The sequence below is a fragment of the Pseudomonas urethralis genome (genome assembly GCF_021602465.1).
In the GTDB taxonomy this organism is placed as follows: Bacteria; Pseudomonadota; Gammaproteobacteria; order Pseudomonadales; family Pseudomonadaceae; genus Aquipseudomonas; species Aquipseudomonas vlassakiae.
The window spans coordinates 129,719-144,990 of the sequence record NZ_BQIJ01000010.1 but is presented as its reverse complement, the minus strand read 5'-3'; the positions used below and the strand labels follow the sequence as shown (position 1 = coordinate 144,990).

Here is a 15,272-nt window from a genome sequence, read left to right as displayed (position 1 = left end):
CACCGTCCGCCCCACGAACCTGGCAGGAGGTCACCATGTCACTGAGCGTCTTCGACCTGTTCAAGATCGGCATCGGCCCCTCCAGCTCCCACACGGTCGGCCCGATGCGCGCCGCTGCACGCTTTGCCGAAGGGCTGCGCCGCGATGGCCTGCTGGCCAGTACCGTTTGCGTCAAGGCCGAGCTGTATGGCTCCCTCGGTGCCACCGGCAAAGGCCACGGCAGCGACAAGGCGGTATTGCTCGGTTTGCAAGGCGAATATCCTGATACCGTAGACACCGAATCCATCCCCGCGCGCCTGCAGGCCATTCGCGCCAGCGGCGAGCTCAGCCTGCTCGGTGAGCAGACCATCGCCTTCAACGAGAAGCAGCACCTGGCGATGATCCGCAAGCCCCTGGCCTACCACCCCAACGGCATGATCTTTCGGGCATTCGATGACGCCGGGTTGCAAATCCGCAGCCGCGAGTACTACTCGGTGGGCGGCGGCTTCGTGGTCGACGAGGACGCTGCCGGCCAGGACCGCATCGTCGAGGACAGCACGCTGCTGGCCTACCCGTTCAAGACCGCCAAGGAACTGCTCGGCCATTGCACCGCGCAGCAGCTGTCGATCAGCCAGGTGATGCTGGCCAACGAGGCCGCCTGGCGCCCGGAAGCCGAGACCCGCGTCGGGCTGCTGCGCATCTGGCAAGTCATGCAGGACTGCGTCGAGGCCGGCTGCCGCCATGAGGGCATCTTGCCCGGCGGGCTAAAGGTCAAGCGCCGCGCTCCGGCGTTGTACCGCCAGCTCAGCCGTCACCCGGAAGCCAGCCTGCGCGATGCCCTGTCGGTACTCGACTGGGTCAATCTCTACGCGCTGGCGGTCAATGAGGAAAACGCCTACGGCGGGCGTGTGGTCACCGCACCGACCAACGGCGCGGCGGGCATCGTCCCCGCAGTGCTGCACTACTACATGCGCTTCGTCCCGGGTGCCAGCGAGGATGGCGTTGTGCGGTTCCTGCTTACCGCTGCGGCGATCGGCATCCTGTACAAGGAGAACGCCTCGATTTCCGGGGCCGAGGTCGGCTGCCAGGGCGAGGTCGGCGTGGCCTGTTCGATGGCCGCAGGCGCCCTGTGCGAAGTGATGGGCGGTACCCCGCAACAAGTGGAAAACGCCGCTGAAATCGGCATGGAGCACAACCTGGGCCTGACCTGCGACCCGATCGGCGGCCTGGTTCAGGTGCCCTGCATCGAGCGCAATGCCATGGGCTCGGTGAAAGCCATCAATGCCGTGCGCATGGCCCTGCGCGGCGACGGGCAGCACTACGTGTCGCTCGACAAGGTGATCCGCACCATGCGCCAGACCGGCGCCGACATGAAAAGCAAATACAAGGAGACCGCCCGCGGCGGTCTGGCCGTCAACATCATCGAATGTTGACCCGATAAAAAAACCAAGGAGTCATCGATGTCCGAAACACTGCAAAAGACCCCGCTGCACGCCCTGCACCTGGAACTGGGTGCCCGCATGGTGCCATTCGCCGGCTTCGACATGCCGGTGCAGTACCCGCTGGGCGTGCTCAAGGAGCACCTGCACACCCGCGAGCAGGCCGGCCTGTTCGACGTCTCGCACATGGGCCAGATCATCCTGCATGGCGCAGATGCGGCCAAGGCGCTGGAGTCGCTGGTACCGGTGGACATCATCGACCTGCCTGCAGGGATGCAGCGCTATGCCATGTTCACCAACGAACAAGGCGGCATCCTCGACGACCTGATGGTCGCCAACCTCGGTAACGACACCCTGTTCCTGGTAGTCAATGCCGCTTGCAAGGATCAGGACCTGGCGCACCTGCAGAAACACATCGGCGCACGATGCGACGTGCAACCGCTGTTCGAAGCCCGCGCTCTGCTCGCCCTGCAGGGCCCGGCTGCGGTCAAGGTGCTGGAACGCCTGGCGCCGGAAGTGGCTGGCATGACCTTCATGCAATTGCGTGCGGTGAAACTGCTGGGCGAAGACTGTTACGTCAGCCGCTCGGGCTACACCGGCGAAGATGGCTACGAGATCTCGGTACCGGTCGGCGCTGCCGAAGCCCTGGCGCGTCGCCTGCTGGCCGAACCCGAGGTACAGCCTATCGGCCTGGGTGCCCGCGACTCGTTGCGCCTGGAAGCCGGCCTGTGCCTGTATGGCCACGACATGAACACCGAGACCACCCCGGTTGAAGCCAGCCTGCTGTGGGCAATTTCCAAAGTACGCCGTGCCGATGGCGCACGTGCCGCCGGCTTCCCGGGTGCCGAGGTCATATTTGCCCAGCAGCGCGATGGCGTGGCGCGTAAACGTGTGGGCTTGTTGCCGCAGGAACGTACGCCAGTACGTGAAGGCGCGGATATTGTCGATGCAAACGATAACCCCGTAGGCAAAGTATGCAGCGGCGGCTTTGGGCCGACACTCGGCGCCCCTGTAGCAATGGGTTATATCGATAGTGATCTGGCTGTAATCGACACCCCACTCTTTGCCGTGGTGCGCGGCAAGAAGGTTGCCTTGAAAGTCAGCAAAATGCCTTTCGTTGCACAGCGTTACTACCGTGGCTGAAGGTAGCGCCTGAGGTGTGCGGGCAGGTGCTACATATTCGATTTCGAACCTGCCCAATAACTTTTGAACATGGCGCCAGGCCAGGCGCCACGGCGTTTCCGACAAATTTGTCGGTTATCGGCAAAAGGCGAATTTTCTATACGACCAAGGGCTTGTTTTTTTCTCGGGAGTTGGCGTAGAGTCACTGCACTGTGTTTGCATGGGTCGCAACAGTTCGTGACCTGGGCCAGTAGCCGAGATTTGCTACAACCCGTTCGACGTCTCTTACTTTCCTGCAACCCAGCCCAGTACTCTTTCACTGATATATAACGTGAAAGAAACTGTCATCAAAATTCAAGCTTCATAGGAAATAAGACAATGGCTGAGCGTCAGAACGGTACCGTCAAGTGGTTCAATGACGAGAAAGGTTACGGTTTCATCACCCCAGAAAGCGGTCCGGATCTGTTCGTGCACTTCCGTGCCATCGAAGGTAACGGCTTCAAGAGCCTGAAAGAAGGCCAGAAGGTCACCTTCGAAGCAGTCCAAGGCCAGAAAGGCATGCAAGCTGACAAAGTTCAGCCTCTGTAAGCACAAGCCCGACTCCTAAAAAGCCCCTGCCATGTGCAGGGGCTTTTTTTTGCCCGTAGAATAACGGCTTCGCCATTCGGAGCTGTTCTGCATGTCCAAGCCTCTGCTCTCCCCCCAGGGTGATTTCCCACCGGTCGGCCTGGGCCGACGCCTGGCGGCGATGTTCTACGACTTCCTGCTGTGCACCGCGCTGCTGATCGTCACCGCCGGGGCTTACAAGTTGATCCAGATGGCGATCATCGGCGAAGCCCGCATGCGTGAACTGACCGAAGCCGGAGCACTGGACGGTGACCCACTGCTCTCGACCGTTCTGCTGTTCGCCCTGTTCGGCTTCTTTGCCAAGTTCTGGACCCATGGCGGTCAGACCTTGGGCATGCAGGTGTGGGGCGTGCGCGTGCAGAATGCCGATGGCAGCGCGATCAGCCTGTGGCAGGCACTGCTGCGCTTTGTGGTGTCGATTGCATCCTGGCTGTGCCTGGGGCTGGGGTTCTTCTGGTCGCTGATCGACAAGCGCAAACGCGGTTGGCACGACATCTATTCTGAAACCCAGCTGGTGCGGGTGCCGAAGCAGAAAAAACAGGCGCAAAAAAGCCGACCCTGAGGTCGGCTTTTCAACTGTTGCAGACCGTCAACCAGCCCGACGCAACAACCACACGCCAGCCAGGGCACAGATGCCTGCCGGAATCACTACCGCCAGCAGCGGCGGGAAGCCGAACACCTGGCTCGACGGGCCCAGCAGGTCCTGGCCAATGCGGAAGGCGAAGCCCACCAGCACACCGGTGAACACGCGCTGGCCGAGGGTGACCGAACGCAGCGGGCCGAAGATGAAGGAAATTGCCATCAATACCAGCGCTGCGGTCACCAGCGGTTGCATCACCTTGGTCCAGAACGCCAGCCAGTAACGGGCATTGTTCAGGCCCTGGTCGGACAGGTAGTGGATGTAGTCCCACAACCCGGTAATCGACAACGACTCGGGGGCCATGATCACGGTGTTGAGCAGTTGCGGCGTCAGCGAAACGTCCCAGCGCTCGGTCGGCGCCTTGACCACTTCGGTGTGGTCACCGCGGAAGAACGTGGTGCTGATGTCGCTGAGCGTCCAGTGGTCATCGTTGTACTGGGCGCGACGGGCAAAACTCGACGTCTGGATCTTGCGCTCGTTGTCGAAGGTGTAGCGGGTCACGCCCAACAGCAGGCCATTGGGCTGCACCGAGTTGATGTGCACGAACTCCTCGCCCTGGCGGTGCCACATGCCATGCCTGGAGCTTTGCGCTTCACCACCGCCCTGGGCCAGGGAGCGGTCGGCCTGGGCCTTGTTCTCGGTGACCGGGGCAACGTATTCACCAATCAGCACGCCGACCAGCATCAGCACCAGCATGGGCTTCATCACCGCCCAGACGATGCGGCCGATGGAGACACCGGCAGCGCGCATGATGGTCAGCTCGCTGTTGCTGGCCAGGCTGCCGAGGCCGATCAGGCAGCCGATCAGTGCCGCCATCGGCAGCATTTCGTACAGCCGCCGAGGTGCCGTCAGCAGGACGAAATTACCCGCGTCGAGCAAGGTGTAGGTATCGCTCAGTTCACCCATCTCGTCGATGAAGGCGAACAGCGAGGCCAGGCCGAGGATGATCCCCAGCACGGCCAGAATGGCCAGCAGCACGCTCGTGCCGATGTAGCGGTCGAGTTTAGCCACGGGCCACCTCCGCACGACGAGCAGCCATTTTCAGGCGCAGCGGTTCCCAATACATCAGGGCCAGGCCGATCATCAGGAACAGGCCATGCACCCACCAGATACCCAGGCCAATCGGCAATTTGCCCTTCTCCAGGGCGCCGCGTACGGAAATCAGCATTGTCAGGTAGGCCATGTACAGAAGAATCGCCGGCAGCAGCTTGAGGAAGCGGCCCTGGCGCGGGTTGACCTTGGCCAGCGGGACCGCCATCAAGGTCACGATGAACACCAGGATCGGCAGCGAAAGGCGCCATTGCAGCTCGGCACGCTCACGCAGGTCGCTCTTGCCGAACAGCTCCAAAGTCGGGATCGCTTCGCGGTCGGTCACGTCTTCGGCAACTTCCGGCTTCGGCAGCAAGACACCATAGGTGTCGTACTTGATGGCACGGTAATCGGCCTGGCCCGGGTTACCGTCGTAGCGGTAGCCGTTCTCCAGCACCAGGTAGCGATTGCCATCGGCCTGGATTTCCTGATGGCCTCTCTCGGCGACCAACACCGACGGCGCACGGTCCTTGGTCTTGTCCTGGTTGAAGCGCTTCTCGGAAATGAACACCCCGCCCAGCTTGACGCGGTCGTCCGACAGTTGCTCGGTGTAGGTAACCCGCGAACCGTCGCGCAAGGTCTGGAAGCGGCCCGGCACCAAAGTGTCGAACTCGGTCATGGCATCTTGCTGGGCAACGATCTTCTGCACCTGGGCCACGCCCAGTGGTGACAGGCTCAGGCTCAGCCAGGCAACCAGCAAAGCGACCAGTGCCGCCGGCGCCATGGTCAGTGCCAGCAAACGCTGCTGGCTCATGCCGGTCGCCGACAGCACGGTCATTTCGCTTTCCAGGTACAGCCGGCCGTAGGCCAGGAGAATGCCGAGGAACAAACCCAACGGCAAAATCAGCTGCAGGAAACCTGGCATGCGGAAGCCCATGATCAGGAACAGCACGCTTGGGTCGAGGATGCCCTGGGCCGCCTGGGCCAGGTACTTGATGAAGCGCCCGCTCATGATGATCACCAGCAGCACGGCGCTGACGGCGCTCAAGGTCACCAGGACCTCGCGGGACAGATAACGAAAGACGATCAAACCAGACACTCCTGGGTTGTCAGGGGCGGACTGCCAAACATTGGCCTGTGACAGCCAGGACCAAAGCCGGTTCGCCTAAGGCGAACCTCCATGTAAAGTGCGCGCATTATCCTGTGATTGGCCGCGCCTGTCACTTGGCTGCGCATGAAGGCCAACATCGGGGTTGTCAGCACGCTGGCGGGAGGCTCAAACTGGCAGCTTTTCCACTGGCCCGCGGCAACGCGGCCAGGCCCGTCCAGAGCGCGAAAACGCATAGCGCCAACTGCATAGATCATTCGGGGACCCTGACATGGAACTGGTTGTAAAAAGCGTAGCTGCTGCATCCATAAAAACCGCCACTCTGGTCGTACCGGTGGGTGAAGGGCGCAAGCTCGGGGCCGTTGCCAAGGCCGTCGACCAAGCCAGCGAAGGCGCCATCAGCGCAGTACTCAAGCGTGGCGACCTGGCCGGCAAGCCCGGCCAGACCCTGTTGCTGCAGAGCGTGCCGGGCCTGAAGGCCGAGCGCGTACTGCTGGTCGGCAGCGGCAAGGACGATGCCCTCGGTGACCGCGCATGGCGCAAGCTGGTCGCCAGCGTGGCCGGCGTGCTCAAGGGCCTCAACGGAGGCGATGCCGTGCTGGCCCTGGACGACATCGCGGTCAACAACCGTGACGCCTACTACGGCAAGTACCGCCTGCTGGCCGAGACCCTGCTCGACGGCGAATACGTGTTCGATCGTTTCAAGAGCCAGAAGGCCGAACCGCGCGCCCTGAAGAAGGTCACCCTGCTGGCCGACAAGGCCGGCCTGGCCGAGGTCGAGCGCGCCGTCAAGCACGCCAGCGCCATTGCCACCGGCATGGCATTCACCCGCGACCTGGGCAACCTGCCACCTAACCTGTGCCACCCGAGCTACCTGGCCGAGCAGGCCAAGGAACTGGGCAAGGCGCACAAGGGCCTGAAGGTCGAAGTGCTGGACGAGAAGAAGATCAAGGACCTGGGCATGGGCGCGTTCTATGCCGTGGGCCAGGGCAGCGACCAGCCACCACGCCTGATCGTGCTCAACTACCAGGGCGGCAAGAAGGCCGACAAGCCGTTCGTGCTGGTCGGCAAGGGCATCACCTTCGATACCGGCGGCATCAGCCTCAAGCCGGGCGCCGGCATGGATGAAATGAAGTTCGACATGTGCGGCGCCGCCAGCGTGTTCGGCACCCTGCGTGCGGTCCTCGAGCTGCAGCTGCCGATCAACCTGGTGTGCCTGCTGGCCTGCGCCGAGAACATGCCGAGCGGCGGTGCCACCCGTCCGGGCGACATCGTCACCACCATGAGTGGCCAGACCGTCGAAATCCTCAACACCGACGCCGAAGGCCGCCTGGTGCTGTGCGACACCCTCACCTACGCCGAGCGCTTCAAGCCACAGGCGGTGATCGACATCGCCACCCTGACCGGCGCCTGCATTGTCGCCCTGGGCAGCCACACTTCCGGCCTCATGGGCAACAACGACGACCTGGTCGGCCAGCTGCTCGACGCCGGCAAGCGTGCCGATGACCGTGCCTGGCAGCTGCCGCTGTTCGACGAGTACCAGGAACAACTGGACAGCCCGTTCGCTGACATGGGCAACATCGGTGGTCCCAAGGCGGGCACCATCACCGCTGGCTGCTTCCTGTCGCGCTTCGCCAAGGCCTACCACTGGGCGCACCTGGACATCGCCGGCACGGCCTGGATCAGTGGCGGCAAGGACAAGGGCGCTACCGGTCGCCCGGTCCCGCTGCTGACCCAGTACCTGCTGGACCGCGCTGGCGCCTGATGCCGTGAAGCCGGTGGTGCCCGTGGCATCGCCGGCTGGCAGAACACACCATGAGCAAAGTCGATTTCTATATCCTGCCCACCGACTCGCTGTCGGCGCGGCTGGACTTCGCCTGCAAGCTGTGCGAAAAGGCCTGGCGCCTTGGCCACCGGGTCTACCTGCACTGCCAGGACGCCGAACAGCGTACCGAACTGGATCAACGCCTGTGGCGTTTCAAGGGCGAAGCCTTCGTGCCCCACGACCTGGCCGAAGGACACGCGGATGCCACGGTAGCCTTGGGCCTTGCCGACGATGCTGGCGAGCACCGTGACCTGCTGATCAACCTGGGTGCCGCTGTGCCAGGGTTCGTCGGCCAGTTCGAGCGGGTTGCCGAGATCGTGGTCGAGGAGCCCGGCATTCGCCAATCGGCCCGCGAGCGGTTCCGTTTCTACCGTGAACAGGGCTATGCTCTGCAAGACCACCGCTTACAGCGACTTTAACGACGATGGACAAGCCTTCCGCCCTACCCGATTCCGCTCATCTGCTGGACGACCTGGAGTCGATTCGCCAACTGCTCGGCGATGCCGATCTGCAACCTCCACTGCTGACCGAAACCGTCGAGCAGATTCCGTTGTTGCTCGATGTGCCCGCAGGTAATACGGCGCCAGCACCTGCCGCCGTGCCGGTAGCCGCTGAGCCCGAGGATGACCCGCAAACCCGCCGCCAGGACACGCTGCTGCACCTGGAGAGCGAATTGCGTGCCGCTGCGCAGATGATCATGCAGGACGTGATCAACGACTTCACCCCGCATATCGAGAACGAGATCAAGCGCCGCCTGGATGCGCGGATCGAACGCTTGATCAAGCGCTCGGAATAACATCACTGGGTGCGCTTTGCGCCCCTTTCGCTACACAAGGCCGCCGCCACGGTTGAGCGCAGCCTCCCGTGAGAGCGGCCTTGTGTCGCGAAAGGGCTGCAAAGCAGCTCCCGGCCTGTCGCCTAAACCCTGTGCCTTCGTTATACTTTTCGGCTTTCCCGAATAAATGCACAGGGTCCCGCCGCGCATGGATAAGACCTACCAGCCGCACGCCATCGAAACTTCCTGGTACAACACCTGGGAGTCCGAAAACTATTTCGCTCCACAAGGTGCAGGCGAGTCCTACACCATCATGATCCCGCCACCGAACGTGACGGGCAGCCTGCACATGGGCCACGGCTTCAACAACGCGATCATGGACGCGCTGATCCGTTTCCGCCGCATGCAAGGCCGCGACACCCTGTGGCAGCCAGGTACCGACCACGCCGGTATCGCCACGCAGATGCTGGTCGAGCGCCAGCTCGAGGCCAAGGGCCAGAACCGTCACGACCTGGGCCGCGAGAAGTTCCTGGAGAAGGTCTGGGAATGGAAGGATCAGTCCGGTGGCAATATCAGCCGCCAGATCCGTCGCCTGGGTTCGTCGGTAGACTGGAGCCGCGAGCGCTTCACCATGGACGACGGCCTGTCCGAGGCAGTCAAGGAAGCCTTCGTGCGCCTGCATGAGGACGGCCTGATCTACCGCGGCAAGCGCCTGGTCAACTGGGACACCAAGCTGCACACGGCCATCTCCGACCTCGAAGTGGAAAACCACGACGAGAAGGGCCACCTGTGGAACTTGCGCTACCCGCTTGCCGACGGCGCCAGGACTGCTGAAGGCAAGGATTACCTGGTCGTCGCCACCACCCGCCCGGAAACCCTGCTGGGTGACGCCGCCGTTGCCGTCAACCCGACCGACGAGCGCTACCAGGCCCTGATCGGCAAATTCGTCGAACTGCCGCTGGTTGGCCGTCGCATCCCGATCATCGCCGACGACTACTGCGACCCGGAGTTCGGCACCGGCTGCGTGAAGATCACCCCTGCCCACGACTTCAATGACTACGAAGTCGGCAAGCGCCACAACCTGCCGCTACTGAACATTTTCGACAAGAACGCCCTGGTGCTGCCCGCCGCCCAGGCCTTCAACCTCGACGGCAGCGTCAACGAGCAGGTCGATACCAGCCTGCCGGCCCAGTACGCCGGCCTCGACCGCTTCGTCGCACGCAAGCAGATCGTGGCCGACCTGGACGCCCAGGGCCTGCTGGTGAGCATCGACGATCACGCCCTGAAAGTGCCGAAAGGCGACCGTTCGGGTACCGTCATCGAGCCGTGGCTGACCGACCAGTGGTACGTTTCCACCAAGCCGTTGGCAGAGCCGGCCATCGAAGCCGTGGAAGATGGCCGCATCCAGTTCGTGCCCAAGCAGTACGAGAACATGTACTTCTCCTGGATGCGTGACATCCAGGACTGGTGCATCAGCCGCCAGCTGTGGTGGGGCCACCGCATTCCGGCCTGGTACGACGAGGCCGGCCAGGTCTATGTCGGCCGCAATGAAGAAGAAGTCCGCGCCAAGCACAACCTCGGCAGCGAAGTGAAACTGCGCCAGGACGACGACGTGCTCGACACCTGGTTCAGCTCGGGCCTGTGGACCTTCTCGACCCTGGGCTGGCCGGAGCAGACCGAGTTCCTGAAGAAGTTCCACAGCACTGACGTGCTGGTGACCGGCTTCGACATCATCTTCTTCTGGGTTGCGCGCATGATCATGCTGACCATGCACCTGATCAAGAACGAGGACGGCACTCCGCAGGTACCGTTCAAGACCGTGTACGTGCACGGCCTGGTGCGCGATGGCCAGGGCCAGAAGATGTCCAAGTCCAAGGGCAACGTGCTCGACCCGCTGGACATCGTCGACGGTATCACCCTCGATGCCCTGCTGGAGAAACGCACCAGCGGCATGATGCAGCCCAAGCTGGCCGAAAAGATCGCCAAGCAGACCAAGGCCGAGTTCCCGGAGGGCATCGCCAGCTATGGCACCGACGCCCTGCGCTTCACCTTCTGCTCGCTGGCCTCCACCGGTCGCGACATCAAGTTCGACATGGGCCGCGTCGAAGGCTACCGCAACTTCTGCAACAAGATCTGGAACGCCGCCCGCTACGTGCTGGACAAGGGCGAGGACTGCGGCCAGAACGGCGAAGCCTACGAGCTGTCGCTGGCTGATCGCTGGATCATCTCGCAGTTGCAGCGCACCGAAGCCGAAGTGACCCGCCAGCTCGAGCAGTTCCGCTTCGACCTGGCCAGCCAGGCGCTGTACGAGTTCATCTGGAACCAGTATTGCGACTGGTACCTGGAGCTGTCCAAGCCGGTACTGTGGGATGAAAACGCGCCGGTCGAACGCGCCCGTGGCACCCGTCGCACCCTGGTACGCGTGCTGGAAGTGGCACTGCGCCTGGCGCACCCGTTCATGCCGTTCATCACCGAAGAAATCTGGCAGCGCATCGCGCCGCTGGCCGGCATCGAAGGCAAGACCATCATGCTGCAACCATGGCCGGTGGCCAATGAAAGCCGCATCGATGCTGCCGCCGAAGGTGATATCGAATGGCTCAAGGAGCTGATGGTCGGCTTGCGCAACATCCGCGCCGAGATGAACATCGGCCCGGGCAAGCCACTGCCGCTGTTCCTGAAGAACGCCAACGCCGATGACCAGCGTCGCCTGCAGGAAAACGAAGCCCTGCTGAAGAAGCTGGCGAAGGTCGAATCGTTCACCGTGCTCGGCGAAGCTGACGAAGCACCGCTGTCGGCCACCGCACTGGTGGGTGACTTGCAGGTGCTGGTGCCGATGGCCGGCCTGATCGACAAGGACGCCGAGCTCTCTCGCCTGAACAAGGAAATCCAGCGTCTGCAGGGTGAAGTCCAGCGTGTGGGCGGCAAGCTGTCCAACGCCGCCTTCGTCGACAAGGCACCGCCTGCGGTGATCGAGAAAGAGCGCGCCAAGCTGGCCGAGTCCGAGCAGGCTTTGGCCAACTTCACCGAGCAGCACGCGCGGATTGCAGCGCTGTAAATCTGAGAGACCGCTGGGGCCGCTTCGCGGCCCTTTCGCGACACAAGGCCGCTCCCACAGGACGGCGCCAAAACTGGAGGCGCCGCTAACCTGTGGGAGCGGCCTTGTGTCGCGAAAGGGCTGCGCAGCAGCCCCGGGGCTCGTATAGGGCACTGCCATGACTCCGAACAAACCCACCCTGCACCCGCGCAACCGCCACCAGGGCCGCTACGACTTCCCTAGCCTGATCAAGGCACACCCTGATCTGGCCCGCTTCACCATCACCAACCCCCATGGCAAACCGAGCATCGACTTCGCCAACCCCGAAGCCGTGCGGGTATTCAACCGAGCCCTGCTCAAAGCCCAATACGGCATCCAGCACTGGGACATCCCGGCCGACTACCTGTGCCCGCCAATCCCCGGCCGCGCCGACTACATCCACGTGGCCGCCGACCTGCTGGCCGAGGACAACGCCGGCGAGGTCCCCGGAGGCGCCCAGGTTCGCGTGCTGGATATCGGCGTGGGTGCCAACTGCATCTACCCGCTGCTCGGCCACAGCGATTACCGTTGGCGCTTCATTGGCTCGGACATCGACCCGGTAGCGCTGGCCTCGGCCAAGGCCATCGTCCAGGCCAACGGCTTGAGCAGAGGCATCAGCCTGCGCCAGCAAGCCAACCGCAAGCACATCCTCAGCGGCCTGCTGCAAGCGGATGAACGCTTCGATCTGACCCTGTGCAACCCGCCCTTCCACGCCTCGCGTGAAGAAGCCACCCGTGGCAGCCAGCGCAAGTGGAAGAACCTTGGCAAGCAGGACCCCAGGCGCAAGTTGCCGGTGCTCAACTTCGGCGGGCAGAACAACGAACTGTGGTGTGAGGGCGGCGAGATCCGCTTCGTCACCCAGCTGGTCGACGAAAGCGCGCAGTACGCACGACAAGTCCTGTGGTTCACCAGCCTGGTGTCCAAGGCCAGCAACCTGCCTGGCATCGAGGCCGCGCTGAAGAAGGCCGGCGCCAAGGCCGTGCGCATCGCCGAGATGGGCCAGGGCCAGAAGCAAAGCCGCATGGTCGCCTGGAGCTTCCACGACGACAGCGCACGCCACGCCTGGCATGCCAGGCGCAAATCGCAGGCATGAAAAAACCGCGCCCGGGCAAGCCGGGCGCGGTTTCGTCAATGCGTCAGCAGATCACTTGTTGACGGTGTCGGTCAGGGCTTTGGCCGGAACGAACTTGACGACTTTCTTGGCAGCGATTTCGATGGCGGCGCCAGTCGAAGGGTTGCGACCGGTACGGGCAGGACGCTCGGAGACTTTCAGCTTGCCGATGCCTGGCAGGGTGATTTCGGCGCCGTTTTCCAGTTGGTCGGCAACGATCTGGCCCAGCTGTTCCAGCGCGTTACGAGCGGTGGTTTTTGGCGCGTCGATGGCTTCGGCGATATCGGCAATCAGTTGGTCTTTGGTCAATGCCATGGTGGTGTTCCTTCCCTATCATTCAGTAGTTATGCGGCGTGCTACGACGTTATCGGGCCAGCCCCTGTGTTCTGGAGGGCCGCGCCAATCGCGAATGTAGATACGTAAATCGGCGTTTGGTTCGACACGGCATGAGCACGCTGCCAGCAATGCGCCACATGAGGGGCGCAAGACGGCGCAAAGCTACCACAGGAATGGATAAATATCCGCTACCCGCTTCGATTTAGTGCAGGTTTTTCGGGGGTTTCAGCCGAAAACCCCTAAATTTGGACAAAAAACGAACAACCGGCATTTCCGCCAACATCCGGCCACTGCAGCGCCTGTTCTCTGGGGTAAACTGGACGACTTTTGCAGCGCGGCCTGTGGCCGCCCCAGACTCACCGAGAATTCCATGCCAATCCGTCATTGCATCGTTCACCTGATCGACAAGAAGCCCGATGGCAGCCCCGCCGTGCTCCATGCACGGGATACCGAGCTGGGCGCATCGGACGCCATCGAAAACCTCCTGGCCGACCTCAACGAAAGCTACAACGCCAAGCAAGGCAAGGCCTGGGGCTTCTTCCACGGCGAGTCCGGTGCCTACCCGCTGAGCGGCTGGTTGAAACAGTACCTGGAAGACGAAAAGGACTTCACCGCGTTCAGCCGGACGGCGGTCGAGCATCTGCAGAAACTGATGGAAGAGTCCAATCTCTCCACGGGCGGCCACATCCTGTTCGCCCACTACCAGCAAGGCATGACCGACTACCTGGCCATCGCCCTGCTGCACCACAGCGAGGGCGTGGCGGTCAACGCCGAGCTGGACGTGACGCCGTCGCGCCACCTCGACCTTGGCCAGCTGCACCTGGCAGCGCGCATCAACCTGTCCGAGTGGAAGAACAACCAGAACTCCAGGCAATACATCTCGTTCATCAAGGGCAAGAACGGCAAGAAGGTGTCGGATTACTTCCGCGACTTCATCGGCTGCCAGGAAGGCGTCGACGGCCCGGGCGAAACGCGCACCCTGCTCAAGGCCTTCAGCGACTTCGTGGAAAGCGAGGACCTGCCGGAAGAAGCCGCCCGCGAGAAGACCCAGACCCTGGTCGAATACGCCACCACCCAGACCAAGCTGGGCGAACCGGTGACCCTGGAAGAGCTGTCGAGCCTTATCGATGAAGACCGCCCGAAGGCGTTCTACGACCACATCCGCAACAAGGACTACGGGCTGTCGCCGGAAATCCCCGCTGACAAGCGCACCCTCAACCAGTTCCGCCGCTTCACCGGGCGTGCCGAAGGCCTGTCGATCAGCTTCGAAGCGCACCTGCTGGGTGACAAGGTGGAGTATGACGAGGCCGCCGGCACCCTGATCATCAAAGGCCTGCCGACCACGCTGGTGGACCAGCTAAAGCGCCGCAAGGACTGATCAGTCGGCCACATAGGAGGCCACCAGCGCCTCCTTGGCCGACTTGCGCAACTTCTTCACCAGGCGTTCCTGGCGCAGCGCCTCGCCTTTGTCCGGCCACTGCTCGACATAGACCAGCGCCTGCGCCGGGCTGGTCTTGAAATAGCGGGCACCCTGGCCTTTCTGGTGGGCAGCGAAACGCCGTTGCGGGTTATCACTGATACCGCAGTACAGCGAGCCATTGGCCGCCCGCACCAGGTACACGTACCACGGTTTGCACTGCGGGGTTTCGGCGACTTCGTTGACGATGCTCATGGCCGACAGCTTAACCGCTCACCTCGCTTGCTGGAACGCTCGCAGCCCCTTGAACGCCTGCTGGCGCACCTTGTTCTGCAGCATCGGCGACCAGCCCAGCAACACCCCTGGTGCTCCGAGCGCCTGACGCGACCAGCGCCACAGGTCGAAGCTGTCGTCGTGCTGGCAGATCAGCCCATCGCGAATGACAAAGCGCGCCTGGATATCATTGACCACGGTACGGCCAGTCTGGCTGAACAAGTAAGTGGCCACCCAGTGCGCACAGCCGCTGCGCTCATCGGCACGGACCTGGTCGAAGGTCAGCGAGAAATCCTTGGCACGGGTGGTCAGCATGCGCCACATGTCACCCGCGTCACGGCCGCGCAGCGTGCCGAACACCGGGTCGCTGAAGACGATGTCGTCGCTGTAGCAGGCCACCATCGCCTCGGCGTCCAGGCGCTGGAAGGCCTGATAGAAGCGAGTGATCAGGTCGCGGTTGGCGTCAGTCATGGGAACAGGTCCGTCCTGGGAATGGGAAGCTGCACGATAATCTGCAC

At 62.8% G+C, this 15,272-nt stretch carries 15 protein-coding genes; 10 read left to right on the top strand and 5 right to left on the bottom strand.

From position 1 onward, the window contains the following. Positions 1-35: 35 nt before the first annotated feature. The 4 genes from L6D64_RS17610 (at position 36) to L6D64_RS17595 (ending at position 3,729) form a co-directional block, all read left to right on the top strand. Positions 36-1,412: an L-serine ammonia-lyase gene (locus L6D64_RS17610; protein ID WP_176508674.1), complete on the top strand. Its 1,377-nt coding sequence runs from the start codon at positions 36-38 to the stop codon at positions 1,410-1,412. 27 nt (positions 1,413-1,439) lie between these two features. Next, the gene (gcvT, locus tag L6D64_RS17605) at positions 1,440-2,561 is read left to right on the top strand and encodes a glycine cleavage system aminomethyltransferase GcvT (protein ID WP_176508675.1); all 1,122 of its coding nucleotides are present in this window, start codon (positions 1,440-1,442) and stop codon (positions 2,559-2,561) included. A 357-nt stretch (positions 2,562-2,918) separates the two neighbouring features. Continuing rightward, positions 2,919-3,128 (top strand): cold-shock protein, encoded by a 210-nt coding sequence (locus L6D64_RS17600; protein ID WP_054885976.1) that lies wholly within the window; start codon positions 2,919-2,921, stop codon positions 3,126-3,128. Positions 3,129-3,219: 91 nt separating this feature from the next. Next, on the top strand, positions 3,220-3,729 hold the full coding sequence (locus tag L6D64_RS17595; protein WP_176508676.1) for an RDD family protein: 510 nt from the start codon (positions 3,220-3,222) through the stop codon (positions 3,727-3,729). Between the two features lie 27 nt (positions 3,730-3,756). On the opposite strand, the gene lptG is transcribed toward L6D64_RS17595, so the two are convergent. After that, a complete protein-coding gene (gene lptG / locus L6D64_RS17590; protein WP_176508677.1) occupies positions 3,757-4,818 on the bottom strand; it encodes an LPS export ABC transporter permease LptG in 1,062 nt (353 codons plus the stop codon). After that, complete coding sequence (gene lptF, locus L6D64_RS17585) at positions 4,811-5,926, bottom strand: LPS export ABC transporter permease LptF (RefSeq protein ID WP_176508678.1); 1,116 nt, start codon at positions 5,924-5,926, stop codon at positions 4,811-4,813. The genes lptG and lptF overlap by 8 nt, the downstream gene beginning before the upstream one ends. A 289-nt stretch (positions 5,927-6,215) precedes the next feature. Here lptF and L6D64_RS17580 point away from each other — a divergent pair, with 289 nt between their 5' ends. The 5 genes from L6D64_RS17580 to rlmF all read left to right on the top strand — a co-directional run bounded on the left by L6D64_RS17580 (position 6,216) and on the right by rlmF (position 12,710). Further along, positions 6,216-7,709, top strand: a complete 1,494-nt coding sequence (locus tag L6D64_RS17580) for a leucyl aminopeptidase (protein WP_176508679.1) — start codon at positions 6,216-6,218, stop codon at positions 7,707-7,709. A gap of 50 nt (positions 7,710-7,759) precedes the next feature. Beyond that, positions 7,760-8,188, top strand: a complete 429-nt coding sequence (locus tag L6D64_RS17575; RefSeq protein WP_176508680.1) for a DNA polymerase III subunit chi — start codon at positions 7,760-7,762, stop codon at positions 8,186-8,188. A 5-nt stretch (positions 8,189-8,193) separates the two neighbouring features. Continuing rightward, complete coding sequence (locus L6D64_RS17570; protein ID WP_176508681.1) at positions 8,194-8,565, top strand: DNA polymerase III subunit chi; 372 nt, start codon at positions 8,194-8,196, stop codon at positions 8,563-8,565. A gap of 187 nt (positions 8,566-8,752) precedes the next feature. Continuing rightward, positions 8,753-11,599: a valine--tRNA ligase gene (locus L6D64_RS17565; protein WP_176508682.1), complete on the top strand. Its 2,847-nt coding sequence runs from the start codon at positions 8,753-8,755 to the stop codon at positions 11,597-11,599. 157 nt (positions 11,600-11,756) lie between these two features. Next, the gene (gene rlmF / locus L6D64_RS17560; protein WP_176508683.1) at positions 11,757-12,710 is read left to right on the top strand and encodes a 23S rRNA (adenine(1618)-N(6))-methyltransferase RlmF; all 954 of its coding nucleotides are present in this window, start codon (positions 11,757-11,759) and stop codon (positions 12,708-12,710) included. 51 nt (positions 12,711-12,761) lie between these two features. On the opposite strand, the gene L6D64_RS17555 is transcribed toward rlmF, so the two are convergent. Next, positions 12,762-13,043: an HU family DNA-binding protein gene (locus L6D64_RS17555; protein ID WP_176508684.1), complete on the bottom strand. Its 282-nt coding sequence runs from the start codon at positions 13,041-13,043 to the stop codon at positions 12,762-12,764. 391 nt (positions 13,044-13,434) lie between these two features. Between L6D64_RS17555 and yejK the strand changes: the two genes are divergently transcribed. After that, complete coding sequence (yejK, locus tag L6D64_RS17550; RefSeq protein ID WP_176508685.1) at positions 13,435-14,442, top strand: nucleoid-associated protein YejK; 1,008 nt, start codon at positions 13,435-13,437, stop codon at positions 14,440-14,442. On the opposite strand, the gene L6D64_RS17545 is transcribed toward yejK, so the two are convergent. After that, the gene (locus tag L6D64_RS17545) at positions 14,443-14,736 is read right to left on the bottom strand and encodes a GIY-YIG nuclease family protein (RefSeq protein ID WP_176508686.1); all 294 of its coding nucleotides are present in this window, start codon (positions 14,734-14,736) and stop codon (positions 14,443-14,445) included. Positions 14,737-14,754: 18 nt separating this feature from the next. Then, positions 14,755-15,225: a nuclear transport factor 2 family protein gene (locus tag L6D64_RS17540; RefSeq protein WP_176508687.1), complete on the bottom strand. Its 471-nt coding sequence runs from the start codon at positions 15,223-15,225 to the stop codon at positions 14,755-14,757. Positions 15,226-15,272 lie beyond the last annotated feature (47 nt).

Excerpts from the sequence above, each read along its gene's own strand:
- L6D64_RS17610 (WP_176508674.1), top strand. The coding sequence starts at position 36 with ATGTCACTGAGCGTCTTCGACCTGTTCAAGATCGGCATCGGCCCCTCC.
- gcvT (WP_176508675.1), top strand. The coding sequence starts at position 1,440 with ATGTCCGAAACACTGCAAAAGACCCCGCTGCACGCCCTGCACCTGGAA.
- L6D64_RS17600 (WP_054885976.1), top strand. The coding sequence starts at position 2,919 with ATGGCTGAGCGTCAGAACGGTACCGTCAAGTGGTTCAATGACGAGAAA.
- L6D64_RS17595 (WP_176508676.1), top strand. The coding sequence starts at position 3,220 with ATGTCCAAGCCTCTGCTCTCCCCCCAGGGTGATTTCCCACCGGTCGGC.
- L6D64_RS17580 (WP_176508679.1), top strand. The coding sequence starts at position 6,216 with ATGGAACTGGTTGTAAAAAGCGTAGCTGCTGCATCCATAAAAACCGCC.
- L6D64_RS17575 (WP_176508680.1), top strand. The coding sequence starts at position 7,760 with ATGAGCAAAGTCGATTTCTATATCCTGCCCACCGACTCGCTGTCGGCG.
- L6D64_RS17570 (WP_176508681.1), top strand. The coding sequence starts at position 8,194 with ATGGACAAGCCTTCCGCCCTACCCGATTCCGCTCATCTGCTGGACGAC.
- L6D64_RS17565 (WP_176508682.1), top strand. The coding sequence starts at position 8,753 with ATGGATAAGACCTACCAGCCGCACGCCATCGAAACTTCCTGGTACAAC.
- rlmF (WP_176508683.1), top strand. The coding sequence starts at position 11,757 with ATGACTCCGAACAAACCCACCCTGCACCCGCGCAACCGCCACCAGGGC.
- L6D64_RS17555 (WP_176508684.1), bottom strand. The coding sequence starts at position 13,043 with ATGGCATTGACCAAAGACCAACTGATTGCCGATATCGCCGAAGCCATC.
- yejK (WP_176508685.1), top strand. The coding sequence starts at position 13,435 with ATGCCAATCCGTCATTGCATCGTTCACCTGATCGACAAGAAGCCCGAT.
- L6D64_RS17545 (WP_176508686.1), bottom strand. The coding sequence starts at position 14,736 with ATGAGCATCGTCAACGAAGTCGCCGAAACCCCGCAGTGCAAACCGTGG.
- L6D64_RS17540 (WP_176508687.1), bottom strand. The coding sequence starts at position 15,225 with ATGACTGACGCCAACCGCGACCTGATCACTCGCTTCTATCAGGCCTTC.